The organism is Roseateles sp. DAIF2 (assembly GCF_015624425.1).
Lineage (GTDB): Bacteria > Pseudomonadota > Gammaproteobacteria > Burkholderiales > Burkholderiaceae_C > Kinneretia.
Genome location: NZ_CP049919.1, coordinates 2,523,818 through 2,535,868, shown reverse-complemented (window position 1 = coordinate 2,535,868; position 12,051 = coordinate 2,523,818). Strand labels below are relative to the sequence as shown.

Here is a 12,051-nt window from a genome sequence, read left to right as displayed (position 1 = left end):
GGCATGAGCAAGCAGCGCCCCCTCCTTCCCCTTTTGCGCCAGCGCCGTCAGGCCGGGGCCAGCCTGGTGGCCCTGATGGTGGGCATGCTGATCTCGATGCTGGCGGTGGTCGCCGGCATGGCCCTGTATCGGACCGCACTCCAGCAGGCCGCCGGCCCGCGTGGCGTGATCCCGGCCAGCCAGCTGGATGGTCAGTTGGCCTCCGGCCTGTTGGCAGCCCAGATCGCGCTGCAGGAGGCCGGCTTTGGCATTGCCGATGCCAGCTCGGCCCAGCATCTGGTGCTGTTGAGCAATGCCCGACTCGACGGCAATCGCCTGCAAGGCACTCCTGTGCTGCCCCTGGGCAGTGGCGCGGTGCTTCAGGGCAATGCCCTGCTCTGGGTCACCAACCGGACACTGGCGGCAGCCCCGAACGTACGGGTCTGCCAAGGCCTGCTATCCGAGCCCGGTGACAACACCTTCGTACTGCTGAGCTTCCAGGGCGACTGTCAAGCGCTGGCGGCCAACTGGCCTCAGCTCGGCTGGCAGCGTCGCAGCCTGGTGGGCCCCAATCTACTGCAACAACCGGTGGCGCTGGACGTGCAGGTCAACATCGGCAGTTGTTGGCCCTATGGCGCTCTGCCCGAGGCGATGACCGGCCAGACGGCACCCAGCGCGGCGGTGCGGGTCGGGCTGACCTACGGCGGCAGCGTCGAAGGCAGCGGCAATCGCTACCTGTCCTGCCTGGCCAACTTTCTCCAATGAACAAGACCGTCACCCAAGTTTCACCGCCCGTGACCAAGCCTTGCCAACAAGGCGTGGCTTCGGTGCTGTTCATGATGCTGCTGGGCCTGGGCCTGATGGCCCTGGTGCTGGGTGCGGCCTCGCAGGTACGCGGCTCGCAGTCGCAGTCACAGACCGTGCATGCCCAGACCCAGGCCCAGCTGCGCGCCTGGAACGGCGCCGAGGCGTTGCGCCAGTACCTGGCCCAGAGCGGCGCGGCGCAGGCATCCACGATACCGGCCAATGCACCGGTCGCCTTCCAGGGCCTTCAGGGCATCAACGCCACCGTCACCGCCGTGACCGCGGCGGATCCGCTATGCCAGGGCGGCACCCGCGTCGATGCCAATCTGAGAGGTGCCAGCGGTGGCGCCAATTCATTGCTGCAGCTGGTCTACTGCGCCACCGGTCAGCCCGGCGGCGGCGGGCAAAGCGGCAACGACGCGGTCAACATCAAGGGCAACCTGGATCTGTCCGGTGACCTCAAGGTGCTGGGCAAGGAGAAGGCCCGAATGATCGTCGATGGCAAGGTGCAAGGCGCCGGCAGCCTGAACGGCATCCATGAGCTCTACGCCACCGGCAATGTCACTCTGGGTGGCTCCACCAGCATCGACACTGTTTTCTCCGAAGGGAACATCAGCCTGAGTGGCAGCGGCAACTACCGGCAGTTGGAAGCGATGGGCGACATCACGCTCAGCGGTGGCGTCAAGGCCAGCACCCTGTTCGCCAACGGCAAGATCAGCCTGGAAAGCAATGAGGTGCCGACCCTGTCCGCGATCGGCGATGTGAAGCTGGGCAGCAACGCCAAGGTCACCGACCTCAAGACCAAGGGCAGCGTCGTCGCCGTCAACTCGCAGATCAGCGGCTCTGCCTTGGTGCAGGGCAGCTATACCGAGGGCAGCAACGGCGCAGTGGCCAGCGGTCAGTACGGCCAGAACCTGACGGTGCCGGGCTGGAACACACAGGTCAGGATGAACCATGTGCCGGGCCTGGTGGTGGCATTGACCCCGCGCACCCAGCAGACGATCAGCCGGCCGCGCGTCGACGTGTACGAGTACCGTGCCGCGGCCAACTACCGCTTCGAACGCGACACGGACAATCGGACCATCGTCACCGTCAACCAGGTCGAAGGCATTCCCGACGGCCGCTACTTCCTGGCCGGGCAGGCCGACAAGCAGGACTGGCTGTGCAGGAGCGGCGCCAACTTCAGCGCCAGCGACTGCGTGGCCAAGATCTGCGCCGGCCATTCGGAGCACAACAGCTGCCTGTCCTACAGCAACGGCACCTGGAGCCTGGCCGGCCAGTCGATGGCACCGGGCGTGGCCTGGTTCGAAGGCAATCTGAGCGCGGGCCAGGGCAGCTACGCAAACAGCTTCATGGCCAGCGGCAACATCACGACCGCCGGCAACAACACCACCGAGGCGCTGAACTACGCCGGCTATGCCAAGGTCTGCAACAACAGCTTGTTCCCGGGCCTGCGCCCCAAGGGCTACTGCAAGGCCGGCAGCGCCGAACTGACGCCGCAGCCGCTGGGCAACATCGCCTTCGCCGCGGGCGGCATCGGCCCCTCGGGCAAGTACAGCGGCGGCCGCATCGACCTCAGTGCCGCCAACCATGTCTACGGCGACGTGCTGGCCGGCGACCTGCTGCAGACCGGCGGCAGCACCGTCGTGCATGGCCATGTGGTGGCAGCTCGGATGGGCAATGGCACCGGCAACAACAGCTTCGGCGCCAGCACCACGATCGACCTGCGCAACCTGCCCAGCACCTTCACACCGGGTGGCGGCCAGGGTGGCAATGCCGCACCTCCCGCCGCAAGGATCCTCTGGTCGCGATATCGCTGAAGCGGCCTTTCAACGCACATCGAGAACGACGATCGTATTCCCCAGCGGCGTCCGAGGCTCCGGCTCCGCCGGGCCTCCGGACGCGCCCCCTTGAGGGGGCCGGCGCAGCCGGTAGGGGGTGGGCTATCTATCTCACCGCCAGAACTTCCCATCCGGCCCGATGATTGAGACGTCGGCGTAGTCCAGGCCGGTGTGGTCGCCGGGGTTGAAGTTGACCTCCAGGCCGCCGATGTCGAACTTGCCCAGGTTGTCCAGTGCGCGCAGCAGGCCGCCGCGGCTCAGGTCCTTGTCCTTTGCGGCCTTCTTCAGACCCTCGACCAGCACCTTGGCCGCGGCAAAACCTTCCAGGTTCTGCGGCGTCAGCTCGGTGCCGCGCGCCTTGGCCAGGCCCTGGGCCTCGCGCACCAGCGGCGTGTTCAGCGAGCGCTCGGACGGGAACACCTGGCTGACGATCACGCCGCGCGCCTGGCCCTTCAGCGCCTTGATGAAACCAGACGAGGCATTGTTGGACAGGGTCACCAGCTGCGCGTTCGAGCCGGCGGCGCGCAGCGCCTCCACGCCATCGGCGGTCGGCTCGGCCGCGCCGATGAAGACCAGCGCCTGCACATCGGCCTGCGCCACCTGCTTCATCAGCGGCGCCAGTTCGGGCTTGGCGCGCGCGTATTTCAGATGCACGGTCGGCTGCAGGCGGGCGGTCTGCAGGCCCTTCAGCGCGCCGGTGGCACCGTCGTCGCCGAAGCTGTCGTCCACCTGCACCAGGCCGATGCGGGTCACGCCCATGCCGGCCAGATGCTGGACCGCGCGCTCCGCCTCGCGCTGATAGGTCGCACGCACATTGAAGACAAAGGGATTCACCGGCCGGTGCAGCAGCATTGCGCCGGTCGAGGGCGCGATCAGGGCCAGCTTGTGCTCGGCCAGCAGCGGCAGGATGGCCTGGCTCTGCGGCGTGCCGCGCGTCAGGAACAGGGCCAGCACGCCCTGGTCGATCAGCTGCTTGGCGTTCGGCGCGCTGAGCTTGGGGTCGAACTTGTCGTCCAGCGAGACCAGCTCGATCTTCTGGCCCGCCACGCCGCCCTGGGCATTGACGGCATCGAGGTACAGCTTGGCGCCGTCCGTCACCTCCTTGACCCCGGCGGCCACGGCCCCGGTGAAGCCGGCCGTCTGGCCGATCTTGATCTGGGCCCAGGCGGCGGCATTCAAGCCACCAAGAAGGGCCACTCCCAACACGATCGCACGCAGTCGCATGTCTTGTCACCTCCGGGCGCGGATTGTGGCAAAGCGCACGATCCCCGCCTTGATCCGATCGGCCCAAGATGTGAGCAATTGCCCGATTGGACGCTCAAACCACCGGCCAGTGGCGCGAAAACACCGCCGCCAGCTCCGGCCGGGCCTCCAGCTTTTGCAACAACTCGTGAAACGCGGGCCGCGCGGCGGCCAGATGCGCGCGACTGCCCGACCATCGGGACACCACCACCGCCATGAAATCCAGTGCACCGGGCTCGGCGCCGTTCAGGAAGGGCGCGCCGGGGAACTGGTCGGCGAACACCTCCCATTGGCGATGCAGCTGCGCGCGCGTGCCGCGCTGGATGCGCTGCTGGGTCGCCTCGTCGATCTCCGCGCAGTAGCGCTGCGGGAAGTCGAGGATGGAGATCGCGCTGTAGCAGTTGGCCGCGATGAAGACCAGGCCGCGCAGCACCTGGGCGCAGGCCGAGGGCTCGGCCGGCAGCAGGCGCGAGGCCGGATGGGTCAGGCCCAGATGCATCAGGATCGCGGCGCTTTCGGTCAGCACCGAGCCGTCCGGCAGCACCAGGGTCGGGATCTGCATCAGCGGGTTCAGGCGCCGCAGCTCCTCCTGCGCCGAATCGGGCTCCCAGGAGCTGGCGCGCAACACGCGAAAGGGGCGCGCCGCGCGCTCCAGCGCCAGCTCGACGATGGCCGAACCCGAACCTTGGCTGCCAAACAGGGTGTACATCGGGCCGAGCTTACCCGCTGAGCGCTCCCAGCAGCAATGCGGCGGCACCGCAGCTCCAGGCCACCGGCAGCATCCAGGCCGGCCGCCAGGTGGCCAGCGCGACCACGGCAAAGGCGGCCAGCGAGAGCTGGGCCGTCCATTCGGCCCAGGCCACACCCCAGTCCGGCCGCGCCGACAGGGTCCAGGTCGAGGCGACGAAGGCCAGCAGCGCCAGCCCCCGCAGCGCGCGCCGCCGGCGCAGGCTCGGGGCCTGGCCCAGCGCGTCCTCATGATGGCGTTCCATCGCCAGACACAGCAGCGCGAAGGCCACCAGCGAACACAGGATCTGGTGCAGCAGCATCGCTCAGGCTCCCTCGGCCGACAGCGGCGTGGTGGTGCCACCGGCAGCCTTCTTCTTCTCGCCCGTCGGGCACGGCCCGCAGCGCCAGGCCAGGCCGCCCAGCAGCAGGGCCGCGGCGCCCAGCGAGGCCTGGATCGGCCAGGGCCCGGCGAAGCCCAGCGCCAGGCCCGCGAAGGCCAGCGCGGCCAGGCCGAACAGCGCGCGCCAGCCGCGCCGATCCGGCAGCGCGGCGGCCAGCAGCAGGCTCGCGCCCCAGGCCAGGTAAAAGCACTTCAGCTCCCAGTCCGGCCGCTCGGCCAGCTCCAACGGCAGCAGGCGGTTGGCATAGAAGATCGCCGCGATCGCCAGCGGCAGGCCGGCGATCGCCGTCAGGTTCAGGGTGTCGACCAGGCGCCGCCCGAAGGGCCGCGCGCGGCGGCGGCGCTCGTCGTCGGCCGCGCGCTTGACGCTCCACAGCAGCAGGCCGGTGGCGATCATCGCGCTGCCCAGCAGGCCGAAGCCGAACAGCAGCCAGCGCAGCGGCAGATCGGCGAAGCGCGCCATGTGCAGGCCGTAGAGCACGCCATAGCTGCGCGCGGCCGGGGCCGCGGTGTCGGCCAGATGCTGGCGCTGGCCGCTGGCGGCGTCGAACAGCAGGCGCGGGCTGCGGTACTGCAGCCGGTCGCCCTCGTGGCGGCCGAACTCCACCAGGGTTTGGCCGCCCTCGCGCAGCAGGGCTACCACCTCGATGCGGCCCTGCGGCCATTCGCGCCGCACCTCGGCCAGCAGCGCCTGCCAGCGCGCCTCGCCGACCTGTGGCAAGACCTGGCCCTCGCCGGGTTTGGCGTTCAGGCCGCGGCCGCGCGGCAGCGGGTCGCCGGCCAGCTCGTTGAAATAGCTGCCGCCCTTGGCGCCGTAGACCGCGGCGATGCCGGCCGGCATGTAGAGCGTGTGAAAGATCATCAGCCCGCTGAAAGTGATCATCAGATAGAAGGGCAGCACCAGCACGCCGCTGATGTTGTGCGCGTCCAGCCAGGCGCGCTGCGCGGCCTTGGCGCGCGGGCGGAAGGTGAAGAAGTCCTTGAAGAAGCGCCGGTGCGTGACGATGCCGCTGAGCAGCGCGACGAACATGAACAGGGTCGCCAGCCCGATCGCCCAGCGCCCCTCCAGGATCCAGCGGCTCTGCTGGGCCGAGCGCAGCTCGAAGTGGAAGCGGTAGAAGAACTCGCCGATGCCGAAGGTGGAGCGCGCCTGCAGCGCCGCGCCGCTCTCGGGGTCGAGCCAGCGCTGCTCGGTGCGCGCGCGCTGGCCCGGCTTGCCCGCCTCGCGCCAGCTCAGCTGGGCCAGCGGCCGGCGCTCGTCCGCCGCGTTCAGGCGCCAGCTCTGCGCGGCCGGGGCCAGCTCGTGCAGCCGCGCCTCGGCCCGCGCCAGCTGCGCGGCATCCAGCGCGCCGGTGGGGCCATGCGCCAGCAGCTCCGGCCGGCTCCACTGGTTCAGCTCCTGCTTGAAGAAGGCCAGGGTGCCGGTCAGGAAGATCGCGAACAGCAACCAGCCCAGCAGCAGGCCCACCCAGGTATGCAGCCAGGCCATCGCCTGGCGCAGCCCCTCGCGCGCACCATCGGCTCTCATGCTCAGAAGCGGTAGGTCATGGTGGCATTGACGGTGCGGCGCTGCCCATAGAAGCAGTCGCCGCGCGCTAGGCATTGGGTGATCTGCACCTTGTCGGTCAGGTTCACCGCGTTCAGCGCCAGGCGCCAGTCGCCATGGTCGTAGGCGATCATCGCGTCGACCAGGGTGGCCGCGGGCGTGCTGATCAGCGGCGTGCCGGACCAGGAGCCGCCCAGGTAGCGCACCCCGGCACCGGCGCTGAAGCCCTCGCGGCCGGCCAGGCTGAAGTGATGGGTCAGCCAAGCCGAGCCGGTGTGGCGCGCCACGCCGGCCACCGCCTGGCCCTGGTCGCCGCCATTGCTGCGCGTGATCTTGGCGTCGGTATAGGCATAGCCCAGGCTCCAGTCCCAGCGCCCGCCGGCGCCCTGCGCCAGGCTGCCCGTGCTTTCCAGCTCCAGGCCGCGCACCCGCACCTCGCCGATCTGCAGGCTGTTCAGCGGCTGGCTCGGATCGCTGGTCTTGCGGTTGGTGTCGCGCAGGTCGTAGACGGTGGCGCTGGCCGAGAGGCGCTTGTCGGCCGGCTGCCACTTGATGCCCGCCTCCCATTGCTCGCCGACCTGCGGCTTGTACGGGTTGCCGTAGAAGTCGACGCCGCCCAGCGGCAGGAAGGACTCGGTGTAGGAGACATAGGGCGAGATGCCGCCCTCGGCCAGGTACAGCAGGCCGGCGCGCTTGCTGGTGGCCTTGTCGTCCACCTTGGCCGCCGGGCGGCCCTCGGTATCGGTCTTGGCGCGGTCATGGCGCAGGCCCAGCACCGCGACCCAGCGCTCGTCGAACTTCACATGGTCCTGCAGATACAGGCCCAGCTGGTGCTGGTCCACCGTCGGCTGCTTGGCCGGCATCGCGCTCGGCGCGGTGAAGTTGCCGTAGATCGGCGCATAGACATCGATCGCCGGCGCGCGGCCGCGGAAGCTGCGCTGCGTGCTGTCGTTCTTCTGCGCGTCCAGGCCCACCAGGATCTGGTGCTGCCAGCCGCCGAAGCGCAGCTTGCCTTCCAGCTGGGTGTCCAGCAGGGCCATCGTGCCGCCGTTGAGCTGCCAGACCAGGTCGCGCTCGACGCGGCGACCATCGGCATTGAAGACCGGCCGGCCGGTGGCGGTGAAGCTGGTGTAGATGGTGCGGTAGTCGACCGCGCTTTCGGTGTAGCGCAGGTTCTGGCGCAGGGTCCAGTCATTGTCGAAGCGGTGGCTGAACAGATAGCCGACCGAATCCTGGTCGGTGTCGTAGGCATCCCAGCCCGGCTCGCTGATGAAGGTCGAGGTCGGGATCTGACCCGGCGCGCCGTTCGGCAGCCTGGTGCCCTGCCAGGGGAAGAAACCGATCAGCGAGCCGCTCTTGTCGCGCTGATGCAGGGCCTGCAGGGTCAGCGTGGTGGCGGCGCTGGGCTGCCACGTCAGCGAGGGTGCCAGCACCAGGCGGTCGTCCTTCACATGGTCGACCTGGCTGCCGCTGTCGCGCTTGATCGCCACCAGGCGGTAGGCCCATTGCTCGCTCAGCGCCCCGCTCAGATCCACGGCCAGCTGCTTGCGCTCGAAGCTACCCAGCTGCAGCTGCACCTCGCGCTGGGTCTCGAACTGCGGGCGCTTGGACACCAGGTTCAGCACGCCGTTCAGGCTGCCCTGGCCGTAGAGCACCGAGGCCGGGCCACGCACCAGCTCGACGCGCTCCAGCGTGTAGGGGTCGGGTCTTGCCGTGTTGTAGGTGCCGTAGCTGCGCAGCAGGCCGTCGTGATACTGCGCCACATTGCCGCCGCGCGCGGTGATGCTGTCGACGCGGCTGTCGAAATAGGACGAGACCACGCCGGCCGAGTAGCCGATGGTCTGGCGCAGGGTGGTGGCGCCCTGCGCCTCGATCTGGTCGGCGGTCACCACCGCGATCGACTGGGGCGTCTCGATCAGCGGGATGTCGCTCTTCAGGCCGCTGCCGGCGCGGCGCGCGACAAAGCCCTTGACCGGGCCGGTCGCGCTTTCCTTGCTGCCCTGCAGGCGCACGACCGGCAGGGTGCTGGTGGCCGCCACGTCGGCAGCCACGGCGGACGCCACGATCAGCGGCGCTTCATCGCCGGCCCAGGCGCTGCCGACCAGCAGGGCCAGCAGGCTCAGGCTCATCGAATGAGTGTGTTTCATGGTGTGGACGAATCGGAAGAGAGGGGGTCGGGAGAGAGGCAGCTCAGAGCCAGCGCGGCAGCAGCACCGCGCCGCCCAGCGCCAGCGCCGGGCCGAGGATCCAGGCCCAGGCACGCCAGGCGCTGCGGCAGGCGAAGGCGCTCATGAAGGCCAGCGCATAGACGAGGTAGGCCAGCATCGCGCCGCCCACCGTGGCCTCGCTGCGCGGGGCCGGCGTCAGCAGCGGCAGGTAGACCGCGCAGGCCGCGGCCACCGCCGCCGCCAGCAGGTAGCCGCCCAGCAGCGCCGCCAGGGCGCGCGAGCCCACCGCCGCGCGGTAGCGCCAGGTCTTCTGCGCCGCCGCCATGGCTTAGAAGCGGGCGCGCAGGCTCAAGAGCACATTGCGCGGTTCGCCGTAGTTGGGGTAGTCCAGATTGGCCCAGTAGCTCTCGTCCAGCGCGTTGCGCAGGCTCAGCGTGGCGCTGAGCTGCTCGCTGATGCGGTAGCTGGCATGCAGATTGACGACCGAGTAGGCCTTCTGCGTCACCGTCACCGTCTTCAGGGTCGGGTGCGGGATGTCGTAGCCGGTGATCTTGCTCTGCCAGTTCAGGCCGCCGCCGACGGTCAGGCGCTCCCAGGCCCCGGGCAGCTGGTAGCTGGTCGAGAGCTGCAGCTGATGCTCGGGCAGATTGGCCCAGATCTTGTCGTTCCGGTTGCGCGTGATCTTGGTCTGGGAGAAGGCGGCGTTGACGGTCCAGCCCGCTCGGATGCTGCCGTTCAGGTCCAGCTCGAAGCCGCGGCTCTTGGTGCCATTGACGCCGTAATAGGGATCGAAGCCCAGGCGCTGCTTTTCTTCCTTGGACACCGTCGGGTCTAGCACGCCGTAGTTGTCCTGCTTGGCCTCGAACAGCGCGAAGCTGAAGGCCAGGCGCTTGTCCAGCAACTCGCCCTTGATGCCCAGCTCCGTGTTGCTGCCCAGCACCGGCGCCAGCAGGTTCTGCTGCTTGTCCTTGAGGTTCTGCGGCTTGAAGATGTCGGTGTAGCTGGTGTAGAGCGAGAACTCCTTGTTCAGCTCATAGACCAGGCCCAGATAGGGCGTGACCTCGTCCTTGACCCGGAAGGCGCCACTGGTGTTGGTGTAGGCGCCGTTGATGCCGTAGTTGTCGGTGCCGGTCTTCCAGTTGCTGACCCGTACCCCGGTGATCAGCGACATGGCATCGCCGACGCGCCAGCGCGCCGAAGCGAAGATGCCGCTCTGCTCGGTGGTGGCGATGCGCGAGGCGCCGGTGCGCTGGTAGCTGGGCCGCGGCGCATTGCCGTCCCAGGTGGCGAGGTTGGGGATAGGATAGTTCCAGGTGGTCACCGAGCTCAGGGTCGGGGTGTCGGCCGTCAGCTTGGAATAGGTCGCGCCCAGCATCAGGTCATGTTCGCGGCCCAGCAGGCTGAAACGCCCGGTGGCGAACAGGTCCAGGCTGTCACGCAGGTCGGTGCCCTCGCCCACGCCGGCCAGCAAGGTCATGCCGGCGCCGGTCTTGGCATCGGGATAGCCATCGCCATAGACGCGCAGGCTGTTGAAGCTGCCCTTGGTGCGGTTGTAGAGCGCCTTCAGGCTCCAGCTTTCGCCCAGGCGCTGGTCCAAGGTGACATAGGTCGTGCCGGACTCGCGCTCCCACTTGGTCCAATGCGGCGAGAAGCTGGTCTCGCGCGGCAGATTGGCGAGCGAGCCATCGGCCGCGAAGCGCGGGATCGTGCCCCAGATCGCACCGGCCGGATTGTTGTTCTGGTTCTGATGCCCCAGGATCAGGGTGGTGCCGGGCAACAGATCGGCCTCGACCGTGGCCAGCCAGGCGCCCTTCTCCTCGTTGTAGCGCTTGCGGAAGCTGTCGCTGTCCTGGTAGGACGCAACCAGGCGGCCGCGCACGCGGCCGTCGGCGCTCAGCGAGGTGTTGAAGTCGCCCTCGATGCGCTGCTTGTTCCAGGAGCCGGCCGAGAGCACCACCGAGGCGTCGAAGCCCTTGTGGGCGCGCTTGCGCACCATGTTCACAGTGGCGGAGGGGTTGCCGGGGCCCGACAGCAGGCCGTTGGCGCCGCGGATCACCTCGATGCGCTCATACAGCGCGGTGTCGTATTCCTGGTTGGTGCTGCCGCTGTAGGTCGGCACGCCATCGACCTGGAAGTCGGTGATCTGGAAGCCGCGCGCGTAGTACAGCGGGCGCTGCGTGTCATAGAAGCTGACGACCACGCCGGGGGTGAACAGCAGCACGTCGTTGATGCTCAGCAGCGATTCCAGCTCGATGCGCTGGCGATCCATCAGGCTCAGCGACTGCGGCGTCTCGCGGCGCGTCAAGGCCATCTTGGTCAGGCTGAGGTTGCTCTCCCGATTGACGGTCATCACCACCTTGCCGAGCTGGGCCGTGCCGTTGGCGTCGAGCGCGGCCACCTGCGTGTCGGCAATGGCCTCCTGCGCCGCGGCCATCAGGGGATTCAGGGAGAAAGCGCCGAGCAGCAGCGCGCCTGCGGCCAGCCGGCCACCGGAAATTTCGGACATGGGAACTCCAGGCCGGCGCCCAAACGGGCCCGGCAGCGATCGAACGAAGGGGATGGGGTGAGCCGCGAGGCGGGCGTCGGAACGCCCGGCTCAGCTCGAGGCCGCGCGGCTGATTACTGCGTCGGCTTGGCGGGCGCCGGCAGCGGCGGCGATTCCATGCCCTGAGCCACGTTGAAGCTCAGGGTGGTGACGAACTGGCCGACGTCCCAGGCCTGGCCGTTGCGGTCGCCGCCGTTCTTGTCGGTGTGCTTGACCTCGAGTGCATAGGCGCTCTTCCAGGGCAGGCTCACGCTCAGCAGGCCGCTCTTGTCGGCCTGCACCTCGCGGCCCCAGCCGGAGGCCGAGACGACCTGCACCTTGGCTTCCGGCAGCGGCTGCTGCTTGTAGAACACCTGGAACTGACCCGGCTTGCCGGTGGGCACCAGGTCCAGAGCCAGCTTCGGGCCGCGCGCGGCGAAGTCGCTGATCCAGCGCGCCGCCGGGATCCAGACATGGCGCTCGACCTTGTCGCCCTGCTTGCGCTCCCAGCCGGGAAAGCCGGATTCCTGCGCGACGATGGACTCGCCGGAGATCGCACGCGCATCAATGCCGAAGGCATTCGCGCGCTTGGCCAGCGGGGCCGGCAGATCGCCCTTGGCGGTGATCAGGGTCGCGGCGGGCTGCGTGAACTTGTCCAGCATGCCCGGCGAGGTCTCGCGCAGGTTCTCGCCGAATTCGCCCAGATACAGGCGGGCGCCGGCGGCATCCTGTTCGATCCAGATCTGGTGGGCCTGGGCCGGCACGGCCAGCAGCAGCGCCAGGGGCAATAGCAGCAGCTTGTTCTTCAGCATGGCTCG

At 68.9% G+C, this 12,051-nt stretch carries 10 protein-coding genes; 2 read left to right on the top strand and 8 right to left on the bottom strand.

What is annotated here, in order from left to right:
- Positions 1–3 precede the first annotated feature (3 nt).
- Both G8A07_RS11700 and G8A07_RS11695 read left to right on the top strand, forming a co-directional pair.
- Positions 4–744, top strand: a complete 741-nt coding sequence (locus G8A07_RS11700) for a PilW family protein (RefSeq protein ID WP_195797156.1) — start codon at positions 4–6, stop codon at positions 742–744.
- A complete protein-coding gene (locus tag G8A07_RS11695) occupies positions 741–2,603 on the top strand; it encodes a hypothetical protein (RefSeq protein ID WP_195797155.1) in 1,863 nt (620 codons plus the stop codon). Before G8A07_RS11700 ends, G8A07_RS11695 begins: the two co-directional genes overlap by 4 nt.
- A 132-nt stretch (positions 2,604–2,735) precedes the next feature.
- On the opposite strand, the gene G8A07_RS11690 is transcribed toward G8A07_RS11695, so the two are convergent.
- The 8 genes from G8A07_RS11690 to G8A07_RS11655 all read right to left on the bottom strand — a co-directional run bounded on the left by G8A07_RS11690 (position 2,736) and on the right by G8A07_RS11655 (position 12,045).
- Complete coding sequence (locus tag G8A07_RS11690) at positions 2,736–3,848, bottom strand: ABC transporter substrate-binding protein (protein ID WP_195797154.1); 1,113 nt, start codon at positions 3,846–3,848, stop codon at positions 2,736–2,738.
- Positions 3,849–3,942: 94 nt separating this feature from the next.
- Positions 3,943–4,575, bottom strand: a complete 633-nt coding sequence (locus G8A07_RS11685) for a glutathione S-transferase family protein (protein ID WP_195797153.1) — start codon at positions 4,573–4,575, stop codon at positions 3,943–3,945.
- 10 nt (positions 4,576–4,585) lie between these two features.
- Positions 4,586–4,915: a DUF3325 domain-containing protein gene (locus G8A07_RS11680; RefSeq protein ID WP_195797152.1), complete on the bottom strand. Its 330-nt coding sequence runs from the start codon at positions 4,913–4,915 to the stop codon at positions 4,586–4,588.
- A 3-nt stretch (positions 4,916–4,918) separates the two neighbouring features.
- Entirely contained in the window at positions 4,919–6,523 is a 1,605-nt protein-coding gene (locus G8A07_RS11675; protein ID WP_195797151.1) for a PepSY domain-containing protein, read from the bottom strand.
- Positions 6,524–6,525: 2 nt separating this feature from the next.
- On the bottom strand, positions 6,526–8,688 hold the full coding sequence (locus tag G8A07_RS11670; RefSeq protein WP_249937310.1) for a TonB-dependent siderophore receptor: 2,163 nt from the start codon (positions 8,686–8,688) through the stop codon (positions 6,526–6,528).
- 43 nt (positions 8,689–8,731) lie between these two features.
- On the bottom strand, positions 8,732–9,034 hold the full coding sequence (locus G8A07_RS11665; protein ID WP_195797150.1) for a DUF3649 domain-containing protein: 303 nt from the start codon (positions 9,032–9,034) through the stop codon (positions 8,732–8,734).
- A gap of 3 nt (positions 9,035–9,037) precedes the next feature.
- Positions 9,038–11,215 (bottom strand): TonB-dependent siderophore receptor, encoded by a 2,178-nt coding sequence (locus G8A07_RS11660; protein WP_195797149.1) that lies wholly within the window; start codon positions 11,213–11,215, stop codon positions 9,038–9,040.
- Positions 11,216–11,328: 113 nt separating this feature from the next.
- The gene (locus tag G8A07_RS11655) at positions 11,329–12,045 is read right to left on the bottom strand and encodes a cobalt ABC transporter substrate-binding protein (protein ID WP_195797148.1); all 717 of its coding nucleotides are present in this window, start codon (positions 12,043–12,045) and stop codon (positions 11,329–11,331) included.
- Between the last annotated feature and the right edge of the window lie 6 nt (positions 12,046–12,051).

Excerpts from the sequence above, each read along its gene's own strand:
- G8A07_RS11700 (WP_195797156.1), top strand. The coding sequence starts at position 4 with ATGAGCAAGCAGCGCCCCCTCCTTCCCCTTTTGCGCCAGCGCCGTCAG.
- G8A07_RS11695 (WP_195797155.1), top strand. The coding sequence starts at position 741 with ATGAACAAGACCGTCACCCAAGTTTCACCGCCCGTGACCAAGCCTTGC.
- G8A07_RS11690 (WP_195797154.1), bottom strand. The coding sequence starts at position 3,848 with ATGCGACTGCGTGCGATCGTGTTGGGAGTGGCCCTTCTTGGTGGCTTG.
- G8A07_RS11685 (WP_195797153.1), bottom strand. The coding sequence starts at position 4,575 with ATGTACACCCTGTTTGGCAGCCAAGGTTCGGGTTCGGCCATCGTCGAG.
- G8A07_RS11680 (WP_195797152.1), bottom strand. The coding sequence starts at position 4,915 with ATGCTGCTGCACCAGATCCTGTGTTCGCTGGTGGCCTTCGCGCTGCTG.
- G8A07_RS11675 (WP_195797151.1), bottom strand. The coding sequence starts at position 6,523 with ATGAGAGCCGATGGTGCGCGCGAGGGGCTGCGCCAGGCGATGGCCTGG.
- G8A07_RS11670 (WP_249937310.1), bottom strand. The coding sequence starts at position 8,688 with ATGAAACACACTCATTCGATGAGCCTGAGCCTGCTGGCCCTGCTGGTC.
- G8A07_RS11665 (WP_195797150.1), bottom strand. The coding sequence starts at position 9,034 with ATGGCGGCGGCGCAGAAGACCTGGCGCTACCGCGCGGCGGTGGGCTCG.
- G8A07_RS11660 (WP_195797149.1), bottom strand. The coding sequence starts at position 11,215 with ATGTCCGAAATTTCCGGTGGCCGGCTGGCCGCAGGCGCGCTGCTGCTC.
- G8A07_RS11655 (WP_195797148.1), bottom strand. The coding sequence starts at position 12,045 with ATGCTGAAGAACAAGCTGCTGCTATTGCCCCTGGCGCTGCTGCTGGCC.